This window comes from Chryseobacterium gregarium DSM 19109 (assembly GCF_000430845.1).
GTDB lineage: Bacteria > Bacteroidota > Bacteroidia > Flavobacteriales > Weeksellaceae > Chryseobacterium > Chryseobacterium gregarium.
In genome coordinates, this window is record NZ_AUMU01000012.1 from 51,441 (window position 1) to 74,459 (window position 23,019).

A 23,019-nucleotide genomic window follows, 5' to 3' on the forward strand; every position below is an offset into this window, starting at 1 on the left:
GCCGTCAAATATAAATTATTTTGCCTAATGTTCCTTTGAATTTTTAATTAATCATACAAAAAATGAAAAAATCTGAAAACTTATGCTTTCAGATTAATTATTGAAGCCATCCTGACTTCTTTTATGAAATTCTTATCATAAAACCAATACTACTCATTATCAGTTTTCTTCATTTTTAAGGATTGACTGAAGCAACTGATTCACTTCTTTTACATTCACCACATTATCTTTTCTCATCATAAGCTGATTTCCCTCTTTGCCTGATTTTTCTTTCAACTGGGCTTCTGCGGGCTTCTGAGTAAGGTAACTGATGATGTGCCTGAACTTATTGGTCTGGTAAAACTTATCATGAGGATTGCTTGGGAAGTACCCTAGGAATACTCCGTTTTTCATTACAATTCTCTCGAAACCGATTTCTGAAGCCAGCCACTTCAGGCTGACGCTTTTCAATAAATTTTTTGCTTCTTCGGGCAGTTTCCCGAAACGGTCAATAAGCTCAGATTCAAATTTTTCAAGGGTTTTCTCGTTATCAATCTCTGCAAGTTTCTGGTAAAGCAGCAGCCTTTCTTCCGTATTTGAAATATATTCATCCGGCAGCATCAGTTCCAGATCGGTATCAATATTAACATCCTTCGTCGTTTTAAACAACTTATTCCTTTCCTCTTCGTTTTCAAATAAATTTTCAAATTCCTGATCATCTTTTAATTCTTCCAAAGCTTCCTGCATCAGCTTCTGGTAGGTCTCAAAGCCCATTTCATTAATAAAACCGCTCTGCTCGGCACCCAACAGATCTCCTGCGCCCCGGATTTCAAGATCTTTCATGGCAATCTGGAAACCGCTTCCGAGATCTGAAAACTGTTCTATCGCTTCCAGCCGCTTTCTGGCATCAGAAGTCATCATATCATACGGCGGTGTAATAAGGTAACAAAATGCCTTTCTGTTGCTCCTCCCTACCCTTCCTCTCATCTGGTGAAGGTCTGCCATCCCGAACCGCTGGGCATCATTAATAAAAATGGTATTGGCATTCGGAACATCCACACCGCTTTCTATAATCGTGGTGGAAACCAGGACATCATATTTCCCTTCCATAAAATCAAGGACGTTTTTTTCGAGCTGCTTCCCTTCCATCTGGCCATGTCCTGTAATCACTCTTGCATCCGGAACCAGCCTTTGGATCAGCCCGGCAATATCTTTCAGGTTTTCAATCCGGTTATTCACAAAATAGACCTGCCCATCGCGCTGAATTTCATAGGAAACGGCATCACGCAATGTTTCCTCGTTAAACCCGATGATGTGGGTATCGACAGGCTGCCTGTTGGGCGGCGGCGTTTTGATGACCGACAAATCCCTTGCCGCCATTAAAGAAAACTGCAGGGTCCGCGGGATCGGTGTGGCTGTTAAGGTCAGCGTATCAACATTATTTTTCAGGGTTTTTAATTTATCTTTTACCGATACTCCGAATTTATGTTCCTCATCAATAATCAGCAACCCGAGGTCTTTGAATTTAACCGAACTGCCAGCCAGTTGATGCGTTCCTATGATAATATCAACTTTCCCGTTTTTTAAATCGGCAAGCGTTTCAGATTTTTGTTTTGCCGTCCTGAAACGGTTGACGTAGGCTACGTTTACCGGAAAATCCTTTAACCTTTCTCTAAAGCTTCTGTAATGCTGGAAAGCAAGAATCGTTGTAGGCACTAGTACGGCTACCTGTTTTCCGTCGGTTGCCGCTTTGAAAGCCGCACGGACTGCCACTTCTGTTTTCCCGAAACCTACATCCCCGCATACCAGGCGGTCCATCACCGTATCCGCTTCCATATCTTTCTTAACGTCTATGGTTGCTTTTTCCTGATCCGGTGTGTCTTCATACAGGAAGCTTGCTTCCAGTTCATTCTGCAGATAAGAATCCGGGGTAAAGGCAAAGCCTTTTGCCGTTTTTCTCTGTGCGTATAATTTAATCAGGTCGAAAGCAATCTGCTTTACTTTTGCCTTTGTTTTCTGCTTTAAGGATTTCCAGATCGGAGATCCCAATTTGCTCAGTACCACTTCCCTTCCTTCCGGTCCGTTATATTTTGAAATTTTATGAAGCGAGTGAATACTTACATACAGTAAATCACCGTTTTTATACGTCAGCTTGAAACATTCCTGGATCTTACCGTCATTATTTACTTTTACCAATCCCATGAATTTTCCGATCCCATGATCGATATGAGCAATGTAATCGCCTATTTTCAATGACATCAAGTCTTTTAAGGTAAGCTGCTCGGATTTGGCAAATTCATTTTTGGCTTTATACCGCTGATACCGGTCGAATATCTGATGATCCGTATACACCAGAAATTTATTTTCATGATCTACAAATCCTTCATGAAGCTCGGATGTAAAACTTTTAAACGGAAGCTCACGCTCCAGCTCTTCAAAAATCAATTCTAATCTTTCCTTCTGCTTTTCCGATGAAAAAGAAATCCAGGTATCATAGCCTTCATCCTGCCTGGCTTCAAGGTCTTCAGCCAGCATTTCAAAATTTTTATGAAAAGAAGGCTGCGGAATCTGATTGGTTTTTACCTCTTCCCATTCTATTAAGCCTTCAATAGGGACACTTCCGAAATCAACCGTTTTAAACTTTTTATAATCAAATAAAAACTCCTGATCTGAAATAAACAGTTCCTGCGGCGACCGGTGTGCAATATCTTTGCTTAACGTATCATATTTCTCCAGTGATTTTTCATAAAATGTTTTTAGCTTCTGCATGCCGAGAATCCCGTTTTTAGAAATGACGAAGCTTTTTTCCGGCAACAGCTGCAGCAGTGAAACACGGCTTCCCGTCACCGTAAAATTCATATTGGATACGAGCTGAAGCTCATTCACTTTGCCTACAGACAGCTGGGTTTCAATATCAAATGTTTTAATACTTTCCACTTCATTCCCGAAGAAAGTAATCCGGTAAGGCTTTTCATTGGAAAAAGAGAAAACATCCACAATCCCTCCTCTGACGGAGAATTCACCGGGTTCAGAAACAAAATCAGCCTGCTGAAAATTATAGTGGTTCAGCAATTCATCAACAAAATCAAAATCCAGCTGGTCACCCACTTTAATATGATGGGAAATGGCTTTAAAATCTTCTTTCTTTAAAACATTTTCAGATAAAGCACCTGCATAGGCCACAATTATTTTCGGAGATTTGCCTGAAGTGATTTTATTGATCACTTCTGTTCTCAAAACCAGATTGGCATTTTGCGTCCTTTCAACCTGGTAAGGTTCAAGATGGGTGGCCGGAAAGTATAATACTTTGTCTTTCCCTAAAAGATTCTCCATTTCCGTATTCGCATACAATGCATCTTCCTTGTCATCCAAAAGATAAAGTAAGTGCTTCTTTTGAGTCAGAAACAGTTCTGCAACAAAAATAGAAACCGAAGAACCGGCATTCCCTTTTACGTAAATATGTTGGTGATTTTCCAGTTGGGCAAAAATTTCTTTTCCGAATTCCTTTTGAAGCAGATGCGGAAGAAACTTTTCAGAGATGGTTTTTAACTGCATAAATGATATGGGTATAAACGGCAAAATCGATTCAGGAGCTCCCGGAATCGTTTTGACTATAACAAAGATAATGCTATTTTTTTCTTTAACATGATTTCAATGGAAATCTCATAAGATCATAAAATTATCATAACCGGTAAAAGATTGGAATCTCATCTGGAAAATAAAGATTTCGACAACATCTCTTATTCTTAATAAATACTAAATTTTCATTTAAAAAGTTAAAATATCCCTTAAAAAGAAAGATGGCACATTGTTTGAAAAACTCCCTTTATCAAACTTAAAAGAAATAAATATTATGAAAAAAGCAATCAGAATTTTAGGCCTGTTCCTATTAACATTTTTTGTAGTCACGACCATTACTTCATGCAGCGATGATGATGATCCGGCCAACAATGACTTCTTTGCAGGGACTTACAGAGGTAACGTAGCGTATAACGGTGGTGGTGATAACATCAACTCTAATGACGGAAGTGTATTCGTAACCAAAATTGCCAGCGGAACCAAATACAACTTTTCTTTTTCCAATGGAATTCCAGACCTGAACGGAGTGGAATTTAACCAACAGGGTGACAACACTCTGGTCATGGTAGGATCTACCGCTACTTCATACATCAGAATTGATAATAATGATCTGAAAATTCTTTATATAAAAGACGGTAAGACCTGGACAGCCAACTGTACAAGATAAACTAATTTTTTATAATAATGCATCACCTGCTTTCTTTAAGGAAGCAGGTTTTATTTTGTTCCCAATCCTCTTCATCAGAAGTCGATACTTTTATCATTAGGCCTTATGCAGAAGTGATATTTAGAACAGCGGTTTAATCTTTTTTTAAGCTCTGATAAACTTTAGTTAAGTTTCTGAAATTTAGATTTTCAGTCGGGATTTTGTATACCTTTGAATCAAGAAAAACAAAACAAAACGATTCATTATGAAAAAATTATTTTCTGCCCTGTCAATCGTATTAGGCCTTGGCTTGGCAACCGCTCAGCAGACTGCACCGATGGCAAAAACATCTACTCATCAGACTGCAAAAACTGTAAAATCTGCGGCTCCGGTTACGGCAAAACCTGCCCCTGCTCCTCAGCCGGCAAAAATGAAAAAAGACGGAACTCCTGATAAAAGGTATACTGAAAACAAAAATGTAAAGAAAGACGGTACCCCGGACAAAAGATACAAAGCAAATAAATAAACTCAACTTATAGTTGTTATTTTCATAATCAAATTTCGAAGAACCGATGATCATTTATTCATCGGTTTTTTTATTGTATACAATAAAAAGTGATGACAGATTCTTCAGTTATTTATAAATTTGGGACATGGTAAACTTCCTAAAGAAAACGGCGGCATTGGCCTGGGCAAAAAGCCACGTCCGGAAAGCTGAAGAATTTAAAAAAAACGCTGAACAAAACCAGGAACAACTGCTGTTGTCATTGGTAAATACCGCAAAAAAAACATTATTCGGAAGAGAACATGAGTTTGAAAACATCAGATCCATCGCAGATTTTCAGGAAAAAGTCACGATTTCAGACTATGAGGATCTGAAACCGTATATCGAAAGGGTAAAGAAAGGACAGGCCAATATCCTCTGGACAGATGTTCCCGAATATTTTGCCAAAACATCAGGCACTACTTCCGGATCAAAATATATCCCTATCTCTAAGGAAGGTATGCCTTTTCAGGTAAAAGGAGCCCAAAGTGCCCTTTTCCATTATATTGCAAAAAAAAACAATGCGGATTTCGTTAACGGAAAAATGATCTTCCTGCAGGGAAGCCCTGAACTGGAAGAAGTTTTCGGAATACAAACAGGACGTTTATCAGGGATCGTGGCCCATCACATTCCGAAATATTTACAGGAAAACAGGCTTCCAAGCTGGGAAACCAATATGATAGATGACTGGGAAGCGAAGGTAGATAAGATCGTTAAGGAAACAGAGAAGGAAAACATGACCCTGATTTCAGGAATACCTCCCTGGCTCATTATGTATTTTGAAAAACTGATTGAAAAGCGAGGCATGAAAATCAAACAGATTTTCCCAAATCTCCAACTGATCGTAACGGGCGGCGTCAATTATGAACCTTACCGCGACAAAATGGAGGAACTTCTGGGAGGAACCGTAGATATCGTACAGACATTTCCGGCTTCTGAAGGTTTTTTTGCATTCCAGGATGATTATACCAAAGAAGGACTGTTGCTTTTAACCGATCACGGTATTTTTTATGAGTTTGTTCCGCTGGAAGAATATGGAAAACCGGATGCCAGAAGATTAACGTTAAAAGAAGTTGAGCTGAATAAAGACTATGCTCTGATTTTAACAACGAACTCCGGACTTTGGGCCTATTCCATCGGTGACGTAGTGAGGTTTACGGATAAAAACCCATACAGGATTCTGGTGAGCGGAAGGACGAAGCATTTCACTTCAGCCTTCGGGGAACATGTTATTGCCTTTGAAGTGGAAGAGGCCATGAAAGCCGCACTGGAAAAATTTCCGGCACAGATTACAGAATTCCATCTCGCTCCTCAGGTGAACCCGGCTGGAGGACTTCCTCATCATGAATGGTTCATTGAGTTTGAAAAAGAGCCCAGAAATATGGAGGCCTTTAAAATTGAACTTGACAGCCAGCTTCGGAAACGCAATACGTATTATGATGATCTGATCTCGGGAAATATCTTGCAGCCTCTCCATGTTATTCGTCTGAAAAAAACCGCCTTCCATGAATATGCAAAATCACAGGGCAAATTGGGAGGGCAAAACAAAACCCCGAGACTGGCCAACGACAGGAAAATTGCCGATTTACTGGAAATGCATAAACTTTAAACAGATTTTTTCAATTCCGGAAACGTTTATTCGAAAAAAATTATAAATTTGGAAAACTAAAAAATAATAATGAGAGCATCTGTACTTTTAAAATCATCTTTATTGACATCGTTATTTGTGATTTCGTCTTGTGCCACCACAAAATATACAGAAGACACCGCAAAAAACGATTACTCTAATCTTGAAGCAGGAAAAATGTATACGGTAATGATGAAAGACGGTTCAAAGAATCAAAAAATGTTATTCCGTAATGTTGATGGGGATAACCTGATCGGAACTGCCGGAAAAAAAGACAGCACAGTAGTAACCATTCCTAAATCCGGAGTGGCCGCAGTAAGAGACAGCCGGAAAGCAAGAATTACCGCAGGCGCTGTGGTCATAGGCGCTGCAGGTGTGGCAGCATTGGTATTAAGTTCATCAAGAGCAGATAACTAAAATAGATTTTATCTTTTAAGCGCTATTTAATTTATCTCTTAAAAAAAATAAGATAACCCTGCCCTCAAATCAATATTTGAGGGTATTTTTGTGAAATGATTTCATTCACCCCGCTACAGACATTGCAGAATGTTGAATTCAGAAATCTTCTTACGGGAAGATTTTTTATTGTATTAGCCTTCAGAATGCTTGCCACATTATTGGGATGGTGGGTATATCAGTTAACCAAAGATCCTTTCTCCATCGGATTAATTGGGCTTTCAGAGGTAATTCCGGCAGTAAGCTGTGCTTTATACGCAGGGCATGTCATTGATATGAATGAAAAGAAAAGACTGCTTTTATTATGTAATTATGCCTACATTTTCCTGATCGGGTTATTGCTGATCCCTGCATTTTTCAATGTTGAGCTGCATTTTACAGGACATCAGATTACTTATTTTATTTATGGGGTTATTTTCTTTACCGGAATTGCAAGAGCTTTTATCGGACCTATTGTTCCCTCCATGATCCCTAAAATTGTAAGAAAAGAAAACCTGCCGAGTGCCGTTACGTTAAACCAGGCTACATTTCTGGTTTCTTCCGTATGCGGGCACGCAGCCGGAGGTTTCTTAATTGGCTTTTTTGGAGTAAAATGGACATTAATAGCGGTTATTTTACTGATATTTTTCGCCTCATTGTTCTTTTTCCAGTTAAATAAACAGTATTCTGAATACAAAAAAGAGAATGTTAACGTTATAGAAAGTATGCGGGAAGGAATTTCTTACATCTTCAGGACTAAAGAAATTTTGGGAGCGCTGTGTCTTGATATGTTTGCTGTTCTTTTCGGAGGTGCTGTTGCCATGATTCCGGTATATGCTTCAGATATCCTGAAAGTGGGTGCAGAAGGTTTCGGGTTACTGAATGCCGCATCAGATATCGGTTCCATGTGCATTATTATTATTTTATCAATCATTCCTTTACGAAGGAACCAGGGTAAGATTTTACTGATTGCCGTTACCGGATTCGGTCTCTGCATCATCGGATTCGGATTGTCTCATCTGTACTGGCTTTCTTTCATGCTTCTGATGCTGAGCGGAATGCTGGACGGAATTTCCGTAGTAATCAGAGGAACAATTGTTCAGTTGAAAACGCCCGATCATATCAGAGGCCGGGTATTGAGTGTCAATTCAATTTTTATTATGTCAAGCAACGAAATGGGCCAGTTTGAAAGCGGATTAATGGCGAAGATGCTTGGCGTGGTGCGTTCAGTTGTTTTCGGCGGAACGATGACGGTATTGGTCGCGCTGATGGTGGGAAGCACCAATTCTAAATTGAGAAAAATGCAATATTAAAGGCATAAATACCATTTTATTAAATTAATCTTAAAAACTTTAATTTAAAATTAATAATTTTTTATATTTGTAATGTAAAATTTCCCCTTCATGAAAAAAACTTTACTTATTTTTCTGAGCATTCTCGCTCAGATGCTATATTCACAGTCAGACTGTACCTCAGCTTTGGCAGTCTGTGGAAATTCCAGCCTTTCCTATACACCGAGCGGATTTGGGAATACCCAGGAAAGCCCTTTGGGTAACGGGTGTCTTTCTACTGAACATTTCTCCGTATGGTATACATTTACCGCATCAACCAGCGGAACCCTTACCTTCCTGATCACCCCGAATGCACAAGCCGATTATGACTGGGCTGTTTTCGGGCCGAATAAGCCCTGCGGCAGTCTCGGCACTCCTATAAGATGCTCTTACGCAGCTCCTTCAGGAACGGGATTAACGGGCCTTAACATGACCGCTACCGACACAACAGAAGGTGCCGGAGGAGATGGTTTTGTAAAATATATGGATGTAATTGCCGGTGAAACATATTATTTGATCGTAGATAACTTTTCAGCCAATACCAACGGATTTGTACTGAGCTGGGGCGGCACCGCTACGCTGTCTTCCCCGTTTACGTCTGCGGTTCAGCCAAACCCTTTTATACCGCCGGGAGTACCGAATCCAACTCCGTCAGGCCCGAACGAGGTAATTATCTGTACCGATCCTGCGGTGTTCGATTTCTCAACTTTATCTGCAGGAATTATTAATGGCAATCCGAATTTCACTGTAAGCTATCATACCAATTCGAATGATGCCCTTACCGGTAACAATCCGATTGTTACGCCTCAAACCGTAAGTACCACGGCAGTATATTATTACAGCATCAGCTATGCTGATCCTGTTAACCCAAACAGTGCGATCAGTAAGTGTAAACAGACGGGAACATTCAAATTCAAACAGGGAAATATCACAGCTGTTGATGTAACGCTGACTGAATGTAACAACAATAATCAGGGTACAGCTGTATTTAATCTTACCACTGCTGACGTTCTTCCCACTGATCCTACAGCTATTAAAAAATATTACCCTACATTAGCTGACCTGAACGCGGGAACCAATGAAATTACCAATCCGTATACCTTTACGTCATCTACAGGCAAAGTATACGTAAAAGTGGAAACTTTACAGGGATGTTCCGATGTTGCCGAAATTACATTAGCTTTCTATGCCGATTTCACAGTGACTGAAGCTACCCTGAGATCATGCTTTCTTGAAACGAATCCTTCCACCGCTTCATTTAACCTGACGACAGCATCGGTAACAACACTGGCAGGAGCGGTTAAAAATTATTACCCTTCTGTACAAGATGCTATAAACGGAACCAATGAGATTACTCCTATAAATTATATTGCCCCGAACGGCGTTATCTTCATTAAAGTAACTGACGGAAACGGATGTTACAAGGTCGTTAAAGTAACCCTGATTGTATTACCACCGGTATATTCCAATATTCTTGAAGATAAGATCATCTGCATGGAAGACACCACGACACTGGATGCAGGTCCTGGGTTCACCGGTTACAAATGGAGCACAGGGGCAACAACCCAGTCTATTACAAACATTACCGTCGGAACCTATTGGGTAGAACTTAAAACCGGAGATTGTATTGCCAGACAGACCGTTAAAGTATATCCTTCTGAACAGCCTGTTATTTCAAGTATTGATATTACCGATACTTCAATTACGGCAAATGTTGTAGGCGGAACAGCTCCTTATAAATACTCAATTGACGGGATCAACTGGCAGGATTCCAATATTTTCAATAATGTATCAAGAGGAGATCATACAATATACGTAAAAGACGATTACGATTGCGATCCTATTACCGTGACCGTTATAGTACCAAACCTGGTAAACGTCATTACACCAAACGGGGACGGAGTAAATGATGTCATTGATTATTCAGCCCTGGCCGGCAAACAGAACCTTATATTAAGTATTTTTGACCGATACGGGGTAAAGGTTGGGCAGGCCGATAAAACCAACGGGTTTAAATGGGACGGAACCACGCTTGGCAAAAAAGTACCTACCGGGACCTATTGGTATTCTGTAACATGGAATGAAAACGATAAAAAAAATACACCATTTAAGTTCTCAGGATGGGTAATGGTTAAAAACAGAGATTAAACCTTAACCCTTAAAGAAAAAACCGCTTTTTCCCCAGGCGGTTTTTTTCACATAGATAAGTCTAATAATATTTTAATAAAAAATCATTTCTAATGAAGAAATTATTACTGCTGACTATTTTGTTTTTTTCACAGCTGCTGTTCTCACAATCAGATTGTATTACAGCAATTCCGGTTTGTGGAAATTCCAACATTTCCTATAACCCAAGCAGCAACGGCACCATTCCGGAAGCAACGGCCAACAGTTGCCTGGATGTGGAACATTATTCAGTATGGTATGTATTTACTGCTGCCACCAGTGGAACGATTGAATTCACAATAGATCCAAATACAGTTCCTAATGTACTGCACTATGATTATGATTTTGCAGTATATGGACCCAATATCAATTGTACCACTTGGGATTTTGGCGATGCCATCAGATGTAACTTTTCCGGGACCAGTGGGGCCACAGGATTAAGCTCCACCATAACCGGATCCCAATGGGAAGCACCACTGAATGTTATTGCAGGAGAAACCTATTATCTGCTCGTTGACAACTATATTCCAAGCAACCCATATGGATTCTCTTTAACATGGGGAGGAACAGCAACTTTAACATCTGCATTTACAGATCCGGCCATAACGCCTAACCCATTTATTGCACCAGGGTCACCGGCCGCAAACCCGTCTGATCCCAATGAAATTTTAAAGTGCGCTTTACCGACAATGTTTGATTTCAGCACTTTATCTTCCGGAATAATTAATGGCAATCCAAACTTTACAGTATCCTATCACTTAACCAGTAATGATGCCATTACAGGCAATGCACCGATTACCACACCGATTATGGTTGATGCAACAACCATTTATTATTACAGGTTGAAATATACAGACCCTGCCGATCCTGCTAATCCCATTAACGGATGTTTTCAGGTTGGTAAATTCAAATTCAGGTCAGGAAATATCGTTGTCCAAAATGCAACAATATATACCTGCAATTATGACAATACAGGGATCGGTTATTTTGATCTGAACTCCGCCGATGTTTACGGGCCTACCAATGTGATCAAAAAATATTATCCGACCATGGCCGATCTCACTGCCGGGACAAACGAGATTACGACCCCTTCTTCTTATGCATCTTCAGTACCTAAAACTGTATTTGTAAAAATTACCACAAGTGAGGGCTGTGTAGGAAGTTCTGAAATAACATTGCAGTTCTTACCGCCATTAACAGTGATTCCGGCTACCATAAAAGCTTGTAACAATAATAATGCAGGAACCGGAGTTTTTGATTTAACGGCACCGGATGTTTATCCTACATCTACGAATGTTACGAAAAAATATTATCCTACCATAGCAGATCTGAATGCAGGAATCAATGAAATCACCAATCCTGCTGCTTACACTTCTGCCGCACCAAAAACAGTATATGTAAGAGTAAGAACGCCACAGGGATGTACCGGGCAGGCGGAAATAACCTTAGCTTTTTATCCTACAGTTACTGTAAATGATGCTACTATTGAATCCTGTTTTATTGACACCAATGTCACTACAGCTTCTTTTGATCTGACTCAGGCCAATATCACTTCGCAAACCGGCATCACGAAGAAATACTTCACAACACAGGCTGATCTGCAGGCCGGGACAAATGAAATCCTAAACCCGTCGGCATATATATCAACAAGCACAGTCGTATATGTAAAAGTAATCAACGAAAATGGCTGTTTTGCCATTGCCAAAATTACTTTGAAAGTTTTACCTCCGGTAAAATCATCTGTTCTGAAAGACAAAATCATCTGTATAGAAGATACTACGACTTTAGATGCAGGATCAGGATTCGACGGTTATGAATGGAGCACGGGAGCAACGACCCAGTCTATATCAAATGTAACTGCCGGTGCCTATTGGGTAAAACTAAAGACAGGAAAATGCTGGACATTACAGGAAGTCAAGGTAAATGCTTCTGTACAGCCTGTAATCACCAATATTGAGATCACCAATGATTCATTCACGGTAACGGTAAACGGAGGAAAGGCTCCTTATAAATACTCTCTGGACGGAATAAACTGGCAGGACTCCAATGTATTTACAGGCCTTCCGAGAGGAGAAAACAAAGTCTATGTAAAAGATGCTTACGATTGCAGCTCTATTGAGGTACAGGTTACGGTTCCGAATCTGATCAATGCCATTACGCCGAACGGAGACAATATCAATGACTATATTGATTATTCAGCCCTGGCTTATAAGAAAAACCTGGTTCTGAAGATATATGACCGATACGGAAACATGATGTACACTGCTGACAAAATGAGAGACTATAAATGGGACGGTACGTCAAACGGTAAAAAGATCGTCACCGGAACGTATTGGTATACGATCACATGGAATGAAAACGACAAGAACAGCACGCCGACGAAATACAGCGGCTGGATATTGGTAAAAAATATAAAATAATTAATTTTCAGATACTTAAAAATCACCTCAGTTTTGGGGTGATTTTTCATTTCTGCTTTGTGGTACCACAGCGAGATTGAGAGTAAATTGTTAGTAATTTGCTGTCCAAAAAAACTATCTTTGCATCATTATGGCGCAGAAAGAAACTCTATCTTCATTAACGAACGGAAACTTTGCAAAAGAGCTTTCAATTGCTGACGGAAAACTACCTCCCAATGCATTAGAATTCGAAAGACTGGTTATCGGTACTTTTTTGATTGATAAAAAAGGTCTTGACGAATCTATCGATTTATTAACACCGGAGGTGTTCTATGATCCCAGACACGGTGTAATTTTTTCCACGATTTTAAAACTGTACGAAGGCAACCAGCCTGTCGATCTGATGACCATTATTCAGGCGCTGAAAAAGGAGGACAAATTAAATCAGGCCGGCGGGGACCATTACCTTATTGACCTTACCATGGGAGTGAGTTCATCAGCTCACATCGAATATCACGTGCGCGTCATTCTTGAAAAATATATTTTAAGAAGTTTAATCAATGTTTCCGCCAATGTGATTGATGCATCCTATAAAGAATCCACAGACGTTTTTGAACTTTTGGACAAGGCTGAACAGTCATTTTTTGAAATTACCAACGGAACAATTAAAAAAGGATTTGACACCGCCAATTCATTGGTAAAGCAGGCCATTGAAACCATCAAATCCCTCAAGGACAAAGAAGGCCTTTCCGGAGTTCCTTCAGGATTCCGTGATGTGGATAAGGAAACGGGCGGCTGGCAAAATTCCGATTTGATCATCATTGCGGCACGTCCGGCGATGGGTAAAACGGCATTCCTTCTTTCAATGGCAAGGAATATTGCAGTAGGACATAAAATACCAATGGCTTTATTTTCCCTGGAGATGGCTTCAGTGCAGCTAATCACCAGGATGATTGCTTCCGAAACAAGAATCTCTTCGGAAAAATTAAGAAAAGGAACCCTGGATGATGAAGAATGGCAGCGGCTGTTCTCCAATGTATCTGAATTGGAAAATGCCCCTTTATATATTGACGAAACCCCATCCCTGTCAATCTTTGACTTCCGTGCAAAATGCAGGAGGCTGGTTATGCAGCATGGTGTACGAATCATCATGGTCGATTATCTTCAGCTGATGACCGCCGGAGGTGGCGGAAAGGGAGCCGGGAACCGGGAACAGGAAATTTCCATGATTTCCCGCTCATTAAAGGCCATTGCAAAAGAACTTAATGTTCCGGTTATTGCACTTTCCCAGCTTTCAAGAAGTGTAGAAACCCGTCCGGGAAAAAGGCCTCAGCTTTCCGACTTAAGGGAATCGGGGGCTATTGAACAGGATGCGGATATCGTATCGTTTATCTTCAGGCCGGAATACTATAAGATTACCGTTTGGGATAATGACGAAGAAGGACAGGAAACCCCGACTGAAAACCAGGCGGAACTGATTATTGCAAAACACAGGAACGGGGCAACAGCCGATGTAAGGTTGTCTTTCTTAAAGCATTTTGCAAAATTCGCAGACGTGGAAGCGGCATTGGACGGAGGAATCGGAGGGTATCCTTCTAATTTCGGCTCCAGTGAGCCAAGCGGCTTTGATAAAATAAAGACGACCATCCAGCCCGGTGCCGCATTTGATCTGCCCAATAAATCACAGGTGTCAGGATCTTCAATGAATGATTTTGATGACGATGATGATTTTCCTTTTTAATTTCAGATTATAAAATTCAATCCCATACACGATTTGAGAATAGAAATATACACCGACGGAGCCTGCAGCGGAAACCCGGGAAAGGGAGGGTATGGAATTCTCATGCGTGTTCCCGAAAAAAACTATCAGAAGACATTTTCTAAAGGCTTCCGGAAAACCACCAATAACAGGATGGAACTCCTGGCTGTGATTACAGCACTGGAAAAGCTGAAGTCTCCTGATAATGACATCCATGTCTATACGGACAGCAAATATGTTTCAGACGCCATTAACCAGAATTGGCTAGCCGGATGGGTCAAAAGACGCTGGAAAAATGTTAAGAATCCTGACCTCTGGCAAAGATTTGTGGTACTGTATAATTTACACCAGCCAAAAATGCACTGGATCAAAGGGCACGCAGGACATTTCGAAAATGAACTGTGTGACAAACTCGCCGTAAGTGCTGCTGCATCAGGCAATTTAGAGATTGATACGTATTTTGAAAGCCTTGAAAACAATTCCTTATTCTAATTTGTAATGAAACTAAATTCTTATTAAATGTTTTCAGCATTTCTTATTTTAGCTTATCATTTATTGTAAAATAACCATCATATTCAGTAAAATTAATATTGAATACATATAATTCGACTGGGATTTAATATCTTTGACCCATATAATTTAAGCGTTCAATACATGAATAAAAAAAACTACCTTTTTTTGTTTGTAGGATTTTTGCTGTGCTTTTCACAACACCTTATTTCTCAGACATATCAACTTACAGGAGTTCCTGTAAATACCACAGGATGGACAATGGTTTCTCCAACAGTAGTAGGGACAGGAGGAGACTTTATCCAGCTTACTCCGGATACCAATAACCAATCCGGATCTATCAGGCTGAACGATCCCATCAACCTGAAATACTGTGATAAGTGGAGAGTGGAATTCGATTTCAGAATGGATTCCAACCAAACGGCAAACGGAGACGGCCTCGCCTTTTGGTACCTGCAAAATCCGCCGGTGGCGAGTGTCCTGGGATCAGGCCTCGGGGTCTCCCAGAATGCAGTGGGCCTTGTGGTAGGTTTTGACACGTACAACAATACGACTACAGCTGTCATGAGTAAAGTGCATGTCGGTTACGGGCAGATTGCCAATACCACTGACAACAACAACGTAGAATTTTTCAATACCGCAGGAAGTTCTTTCCACTCTCCGGACATGAATACCACCCTGCCTTTTCAGGGAACAACGTATAAACATGTTGAAGTAACAGCTGAGGTGGATACTGCTGCGCCGACGAACTGGATTATAAAGATTACCATCGACGGTAATTTAATCTGTAATCAGTCTTTCGCTCCGGCAGGTGCGGCTGCGGCAATGACTGTAGGGTATTTCGGGTTTTCGGCTTCTACAGGAGGAAACAGATCGAGACACTCCATTAAAAATGTAAAGGTTTTTGTAGATAAAGTAGCCATCAACCAGGCCACTGTTACAGATACTTTCTGTCCGAATCCCACGACAGGACAAGGGACGGTTAATTTAACAGCTTATCAGAACCAATTTGTTACCAACCCTGCAAATTACACATTCTCATACAGTGTTTCAGGAACTCCGATTACGAATCCTACCAATTACCAGTTCAGTGCCAATACAGCGGTTTCTGTCTTAATTAAAGATAATGCAGGAGTTCTGTGTGATAACCCCGACGGAAAAATACAGCTGAACCTTTCTCCGTTTACGGCAACGCCTGCCACGCTTACCGCTTGTAACAATAATAATGCTGGAACGGCAACCTATAACCTCACGCTTGCAAATGTCAACGAGCCTGCAGGATCAACCAAAATTTATTATAAAAACCTTGCTGATCTCAACGCAGGGACCAATCCGATTACGAACCCCAATGCATATGTTTCTGCAGCGGGAACCGTATATGTAAAAGTGACCACTCCGTTAGGATGCGTAGGATCCGCCGCTATTACGCTGGCGTTCTTCCCTCCCATTGTGTCAAATGATGCCACTATCGAATCCTGCTTTATTGGAAATACACCCACGACCGCTTCATTTAATCTGACACAGGCTAACGTGACGAATGCCTCAGGCGTTACTAAAACCTATTACACCACCCTGGCTGATGCTTTAGCCGGAACCAATGTGATTTCCAACTCCCTTGCTTATATTTCAACCTCATCAACAGTTTATGTAAGGATTACCAATATAGCCAACTGTTTTATTATTGTTAAAATAAATCTGATCGTTCTGCCTCCGATTTATTCTTCCGTATTGAAAGACAAAACCATCTGTATTGATGCAAAAACCACACTTGATGCAGGAGCAGGATTTGACACTTATCTTTGGAGCACAGGTGATACGACCCAGGCTATTCAGAATGTTTCTGCAGGTCAGTATTGGGTTCAGCTGAAGTCAGGGAGATGTGTGACCACACAGTTGGTTAAAGTAAATCCGGCACCTCAACCGGTTATTTCAAGTATTGATATTACCAACAATACCATTACCGTAAATGTAAATGGAGGAAAAGCACCTTACCAGTATTCCTTGGACGGAATCAACTGGCAGGATTCCAATATATTTACAGGACTCGCCAGAGGCGAAGTGGTGGTTTATGTAAGAGATGCCTACACCTGTACCCCAATTCATGTACAGATCACGGTTCCAAACCTGATTAATGCCATTACTCCAAACGGGGACAACGTAAACGATGTGATTGATTATACCGCTTTAGCATACAAAAAAAACTTGGTTTTCACGATTTATGACCGATACGGAAACAAACTGTATGAAGCCGATAAAATAAGAAATTACAAATGGGACGGAACTGCCGGCGGCAAAAAAGTAATGACCGGAACTTACTGGTACACCATTATGTGGAACGAAAATGATAAAAACAATACTCAGACTGTTTACAACGGCTGGGTACTGGTAAAAAACATAGAATAAATAATTCAGATTACAGATCACTCCGTTAGCGGAGTGGTCTTTTTTATAGGCAGCCATTAAACCAGACCATTACTGACTGATATTACTTATTCAATTAAACAAATAGGAATCATCTGAAAAAGACACTGATCAGATTCACAATTAACTAACACCATTCAAATTAATAAACTTTATCTCATGAAAAAAAAGTATATTTTTTTATTTTTCTTTATACTCCTCCTTTCCAACCCGCTGTTTTCACAAACTTACCAGCTTACAGGAAACCCTGTCAACACAACAGGATGGACGATGGTTGCCCCTACCGTTGTTAATACTGATTTTATCCAGCTTACTCCGGACAACAATGACCAATCCGGCTCAATCCGGCTCAATGAACCGATCAACTTAAAATATTGTGATAAATGGAGAGTGGAATTTGATTTCAGGATGGACTCCAACCAAACGGCCAATGGAGACGGCATTGCATTCTGGTACCTCGCCAATCCGCCGGTAGCCAGTGTTTTGGGCTCAGGTCTTGGGGTTTCCCAGAATGCAATCGGTTTTATAACCGGTTTTGACACTTATAACAATACAACGACCGCAGTAATGAGTAAGGTACACGTTGCCTATGGACAGGTTCCCAACACCACCGACAGCAACAACGTAGAATACTTTAACATTCCGGGAAGTTCCTTTCACTCGCCGGACATGAATACCACCCTTCCTTTTCAGGGAACCAACTACAAACACGTAGAAGTATCTGCAGAAGTAGACCCTGCAGCTCCGGCCAACTGGATCGTGAAAATAACAATAAACGGCACGCTGATCTGTAACCAGTCTTTTGCGCCTTCAGGGAATGCCGCAGCCATGACGGTGGGGTATTTCGGGTTTTCAGCGTCTACAGGAGGAAACAGATCGAGACACTCCATTAAAAATGTAAAGGTTTTTGTAGACAAAATCCCTTTGCTGCAGGCCGCAATCACAAAAAGCATATGTCCGGATCTTACAGGAATGTCAACGGTTGACCTGACTACATTTAATTCTCAGTTCACGGCTACTCCGGCCAATTATAATTTTACCTATTACATCACCGGAAGCGGCACCCCGATTGCCAATCCTTCGAATTTCCAGTATAGTGCAGATACCAACATCTCTGTCGTTATCAAAGACCCTTCATCCGTATTATGCGATAATAACGACGCTACCATAGCATTAAAAGTCGCGCCGACGGTTACCACTATAGACGCTACGTTAAGAACCTGCTTTATTGAAACCAATCCTTCCACAGGACTCTTTAATCTGACAACAGCACCGGTAATAGGTACTTCATCGGGGATTACCAAAAAATACTATCCTTCTTTAACCGATGCTCAAAACCAGACTAACGAAATCGCAACCCCAATCAGCTATATTGCACCGAGCGGAGTTATTTATATCAGGGTAAGCAATACATTCGGATGCTTCAGCATTGCCAAAGTTACGCTGCAGGTTATTTCTCCCGTTTTTTCCAATATTCTTGAAGATAAAGTTATCTGTATCGAAGACAAGACAACACTGGATGCAGGACCAGGATTTACTGGGTATGAATGGAGTACCGGGGCCACCACTCAGGCAATCAACAATGTAGGAGTGGGCACTTATTGGGTTAAGCTTAAAAGCGGAGAATGTATTTCCACTCAGGCGGTAACGGTGTACCCTTCGGAGCAGCCCGTCATTTCAAGTGTGGATATTTCCGGCAATACCGTTACGGTATATGCTATGGGAGGAACTGCGCCTTACCAGTATTCACTGGACGGAATCAACTGGCAGGATTCCAACGAATTAAAAAACGTTCCGAGAGGTGATGCAAAAATCTACATAAAAGATGCTTACGACTGCGACCCTATTGATATTACCATTGTTGTCCCGAATATCATCAATGTTATCACTCCGAACGGAGACGGTGTTAATGACGGTATTGATTATTCAGCACTGGCCTCAAAACAAAATCTCATGTTCAATATATTTGACCGTTACGGAGCAAAAATCCATACCGCCAGTAAAGAGAACAGATATCGATGGGACGGAACAATCGCAGGAAGGAAAGTTCCTACAGGAAGTTATTGGTTTTCCGTATCATGGAATGAAAACGACAAGAAAAATACCCCTGTAAAGTATTCGGGCTGGATACTTGTTAAAAACAGGGATTAAATGTAAATAACCATTCTGCATACTTTAAAAGATCACTTCAGATAATCTGAAGTGATCTTTTTTTGACCTTAACCCTGTTTGAATTTATTTCACAGGATAATTTAAAGCAGATTATGATGATTATGCAGATTTTTATTTGCCCTTAAAAAATTCAGCTTCAAAAGCTTTTATTACGTTTTAGACAGCCTCTATTTAGAATGAGATATTTCATCCTAATCTTATTTAATTCGTATTCTATTCTTAAATTTGTGATATGAATTATTTAGAAGCTTTAAGCAGAAGATATTCCGTAAAGAAATTTAATCAGGAAATTGTCCCTCGGGAAACCCTTCACAATATTCTTGAGTCGGGAAAATTGTCCGCAAGCTCACTCGGTCTTCAGCCTTATAAAATTCTGGTCGTGGAAAGCAAGATGATGAAGCAGAAATTAATTCCGGCCTTTTACAATCCGTCACAGATTTCCACCTGCTCTCACCTGATTGTTATTGTTTCCAAAAAAACAGTGGATGAGCATTACCTTAATGGATACTTCAGGCATATTTCGGAAGTTCGGGAGACGCCCCTCGAAAGTTTGGATCCTTTCAGAAACAGCATTGACCAGCATATTCAGAAAACCCGTGATGATATTTTCAACTGGGCGGAAAAGCAGTCGTATATCGTTCTGGCTAACCTGATGTATGCCGCCGCCATTGAAAACATAGATACCTGCCCGATGGAAGGTTTCCGGCAGGAGGTCATTGAAGAAATTCTGGAGATCAATCCTGAAACCGAAAAAGCAACGGTTACCCTTGCCTTAGGCTATCGTTCAGAGGAAGATCATTTTCAGCACCTGAAAAAAGTAAGAAAACCAGACGAGAAATTGTTTAAATTTATTTAATTTAGACGTTTGTACCTAAAGCAAGCATAATGATAAAAGCGGATGTATTAGTAATCGGTTCCGGAATTTCGGGACTTTCCTATGCCATAAAAATTTCTGAGCAGTTTCCTGATGCCAAAATAATTATCGTAACCAAGTCTGATGAAGATGAAAGCAACACCAAATATGCACAGGGCGGTCTTGCAGTGGTGACAGATTCTAAAAATGACAATTTTAACAAACATATTGAAGATACCATGCGTGCCGGAGACGGTGAAAGCAAACGCGATGTGGTAGAAATGGTGGTGAAAGAAGCTCCCGCCAGGTTTAATGAAATTGTGGAATGGGGCGCCAATTTCGACATGAAAAACGGCGAATTTGCTCTAGGCAGGGAAGGCGGGCACACCGAAAACAGGATTGTTCACCACAAAGACATCACTGGTTTTGAAATCGAAAGGGCACTCCTAGAAACCGCCAATAAAAGTGAAAATATTGAGATCCTAGACCATCATTATGTTATCGATATTATTACCCAGCACCATGTTCCGGGAAAAGAGCTTAATGAAGGCGACATCCACTGTTACGGTGCCTATATTTTAGATGAAAAGTCTAAAAAAATCAAGAAAATCACCTCCAAAATAACACTGGTCGCTACAGGGGGAGCCGGCCATGTATACAAAAACACCACTAACCCTACCATTGCAACGGGAGACGGGATTGCTTTCGTGGCAAGAGCGAAAGGAAAAGTTTCCAATATGCAGTATTACCAGTTCCACCCGACGGCACTGTACAGTAAAATAGACGGGATGCTGTTTTTAATTTCTGAAGCAGTCCGCGGTGACGGCGCCAAATTAAGAACGAAAAGAGGCGAAAAATTCATGCATAAATATGACGAGCGTGAAGAACTGGCGTCCCGGGATATTGTAGCGAGAGCGATTGACGCTGAAATGAAAGTGACCGGGGACGAATATGTAGGTCTGGACTGTAAGGACATGAATCAAGAAAAATTTCTTGAACATTTTCCTAATATCTACAAAAAATGCAAAGACGAAGGGATTGATCCTTTCAAACAGCTGATTCCCGTTGTTCCGGCCTGTCATTACCTGATGGGCGGCATTGAAGTGGACAGGGACGGGCAGTCTTCGATCAGAAACCTTTTCGCCGTCGGAGAATGTACAAATTCCGGGCTTCACGGAGCCAACCGACTGGCTTCAAACTCATTACTGGAAGGTTTGGTATTCGGACATAATGCCGCCATGAAAACCGTAGCGCTTCTACATGAAAACAATTTTAACTTCGATGATTTAAAAGCTGTTCCGGAATGGGATGAAGAAGGCATGAAGATCATGGATGAAATGGTGATTATTTCTTACCTAAGAAAACAGCTGCAGGAAATGATGAGTGACCTGGTCGGCATTGTAAGAAGCAACCGCCGTCTGAATATGGCCTTACAGAAACATCAGGAAATTGCGGCCGCTGTAAATGAAATTTACCACTACTCTATTCTTTCACCGCAGTTATCGGAATTAAGGAACTTAACCACTGTTGCCCACCTCATCATTACCCAATCCATGGAAATGACGGAGAACAAGGGTGCATTTTATAATAAAGATCTCGCTTAAAAGCATACGATATGAAAAGACCGGCATACGTTACCGACAAAGTTTTAAAACAGTTCATCAAAAATGCTTTGGAAGAAGACATTCAGGATGGCGACCACTCTACGCTTTCCACGATTCCGAAGGACCTGGAGCAGAGCGCAAAACTTCTGGTAAAACAGGACTGTATCCTTGCGGGAGTGGAACTGGCTGAAATTATTTTTAAAACATATGACAAAAACCTGACCGTTGAAACCTTTGTAAAAGACGGTGATGCGGTAAAGGTCGGAGATATTGCTTTTACAGTAACCGGAAGCGCCAGGTCTATTCTTTCCACGGAAAGGCTGGTGCTGAACTGCATGCAGCGGATGAGCGGCATTGCTACCCTTACCCATGACTGGGATTCAAGGCTGATCGGAACCAAGACCAAACTTTTGGACACCCGAAAGACCACTCCCAATTTCAGGGTCTGTGAAAAATGGGCCGTGGCTATCGGCGGCGGAACCAATCACCGGTACGGGCTTTATGACATGATCATGCTGAAAGACAATCATATCGATTATAACGGAAGCATCACCAATGCAGTGAAGATGGCCAAAGAGTATATCAAAAAGAATAAAAAGAAGCTTAAAATTGAAGTGGAAACCAGAAACCTGGATGAAGTTAAAGAAGCCATTAAAGCAAAGGTGGACAGGATTATGCTCGATAATATGGATGTGCCTACGATGGCAAAAGCTGTAGAAATGATTAACGGCGCATGTGAAACTGAAGCATCCGGCGGAATTATCCGTGAACAACTGAAAGAAATAGCTTCTACCGGCGTCACTTATATTTCTGCAGGGGCCCTTACCCATTCTGCTGAAAATATGGATTTAAGCCTTAAAGCCCTGAAATAATATTGAATTTTTAATAAAAATAATGTCTATTTATTAAAAATTCAATAATGTGTTTTTTTCATGTGAAATCTCAATTATTATTCAATACATTGCAAATCAACCAATTAAATTTTGTTAAGATT

Annotated in this window: 15 protein-coding genes; 14 read left to right on the forward strand and 1 reads right to left on the reverse strand. The window is 40.8% G+C overall.

Translation table 11 applies throughout. The annotated features are described in order from the left end of the window. Positions 1 to 159 precede the first annotated feature (159 nt). The gene (mfd, locus tag H561_RS0114175) at positions 160 to 3,534 is read right to left on the reverse strand and encodes a transcription-repair coupling factor (RefSeq protein ID WP_027387612.1); all 3,375 of its coding nucleotides are present in this window, start codon (positions 3,532 to 3,534) and stop codon (positions 160 to 162) included. A gap of 298 nt (positions 3,535 to 3,832) precedes the next feature. Between mfd and H561_RS0114180 the strand changes: the two genes are divergently transcribed. The 14 genes from H561_RS0114180 (at position 3,833) to nadC (ending at position 22,897) form a co-directional block, all read left to right on the forward strand. Next, the gene (locus H561_RS0114180) at positions 3,833 to 4,225 is read left to right on the forward strand and encodes a hypothetical protein (RefSeq protein WP_027387613.1); all 393 of its coding nucleotides are present in this window, start codon (positions 3,833 to 3,835) and stop codon (positions 4,223 to 4,225) included. A gap of 244 nt (positions 4,226 to 4,469) precedes the next feature. Then, positions 4,470 to 4,730 carry a hypothetical protein gene (locus H561_RS0114185; RefSeq protein ID WP_027387614.1) on the forward strand — a complete coding sequence of 87 codons (261 nt, stop codon included), beginning with the start codon at positions 4,470 to 4,472 and terminating at the stop codon, positions 4,728 to 4,730. Between the two features lie 127 nt (positions 4,731 to 4,857). Next, positions 4,858 to 6,357: a GH3 auxin-responsive promoter family protein gene (locus H561_RS0114190; protein ID WP_027387615.1), complete on the forward strand. Its 1,500-nt coding sequence runs from the start codon at positions 4,858 to 4,860 to the stop codon at positions 6,355 to 6,357. 69 nt (positions 6,358 to 6,426) lie between these two features. After that, the gene (locus H561_RS0114195) at positions 6,427 to 6,792 is read left to right on the forward strand and encodes a hypothetical protein (RefSeq protein ID WP_027387616.1); all 366 of its coding nucleotides are present in this window, start codon (positions 6,427 to 6,429) and stop codon (positions 6,790 to 6,792) included. Positions 6,793 to 6,887: 95 nt separating this feature from the next. Further along, positions 6,888 to 8,123: an MFS transporter gene (locus H561_RS0114200; RefSeq protein ID WP_034762325.1), complete on the forward strand. Its 1,236-nt coding sequence runs from the start codon at positions 6,888 to 6,890 to the stop codon at positions 8,121 to 8,123. A gap of 90 nt (positions 8,124 to 8,213) precedes the next feature. Then, entirely contained in the window at positions 8,214 to 10,289 is a 2,076-nt protein-coding gene (locus H561_RS0114205; RefSeq protein ID WP_027387618.1) for a T9SS type B sorting domain-containing protein, read from the forward strand. A gap of 92 nt (positions 10,290 to 10,381) precedes the next feature. Continuing rightward, a complete protein-coding gene (locus tag H561_RS0114210) occupies positions 10,382 to 12,727 on the forward strand; it encodes a T9SS type B sorting domain-containing protein (RefSeq protein ID WP_027387619.1) in 2,346 nt (781 codons plus the stop codon). A 130-nt stretch (positions 12,728 to 12,857) separates the two neighbouring features. Further along, on the forward strand, positions 12,858 to 14,447 hold the full coding sequence (gene dnaB, locus H561_RS0114215; protein ID WP_027387620.1) for a replicative DNA helicase: 1,590 nt from the start codon (positions 12,858 to 12,860) through the stop codon (positions 14,445 to 14,447). 33 nt (positions 14,448 to 14,480) lie between these two features. Continuing rightward, complete coding sequence (gene rnhA, locus H561_RS0114220) at positions 14,481 to 14,957, forward strand: ribonuclease HI (RefSeq protein WP_027387621.1); 477 nt, start codon at positions 14,481 to 14,483, stop codon at positions 14,955 to 14,957. A 162-nt stretch (positions 14,958 to 15,119) separates the two neighbouring features. Next, on the forward strand, positions 15,120 to 17,378 hold the full coding sequence (locus H561_RS23370; RefSeq protein WP_051349394.1) for a T9SS type B sorting domain-containing protein: 2,259 nt from the start codon (positions 15,120 to 15,122) through the stop codon (positions 17,376 to 17,378). A 177-nt stretch (positions 17,379 to 17,555) separates the two neighbouring features. Further along, the gene (locus H561_RS23375; RefSeq protein ID WP_027387622.1) at positions 17,556 to 19,547 is read left to right on the forward strand and encodes a T9SS type B sorting domain-containing protein; all 1,992 of its coding nucleotides are present in this window, start codon (positions 17,556 to 17,558) and stop codon (positions 19,545 to 19,547) included. Positions 19,548 to 19,800: 253 nt separating this feature from the next. Further along, entirely contained in the window at positions 19,801 to 20,424 is a 624-nt protein-coding gene (locus H561_RS0114235) for an NAD(P)H-dependent oxidoreductase (RefSeq protein WP_027387623.1), read from the forward strand. A 29-nt stretch (positions 20,425 to 20,453) separates the two neighbouring features. Then, a complete protein-coding gene (nadB, locus tag H561_RS0114240) occupies positions 20,454 to 22,025 on the forward strand; it encodes an L-aspartate oxidase (protein WP_027387624.1) in 1,572 nt (523 codons plus the stop codon). Between the two features lie 11 nt (positions 22,026 to 22,036). Then, on the forward strand, positions 22,037 to 22,897 hold the full coding sequence (nadC, locus tag H561_RS0114245; protein ID WP_027387625.1) for a carboxylating nicotinate-nucleotide diphosphorylase: 861 nt from the start codon (positions 22,037 to 22,039) through the stop codon (positions 22,895 to 22,897). The last annotated feature ends 122 nt before the right edge of the window (positions 22,898 to 23,019 follow it).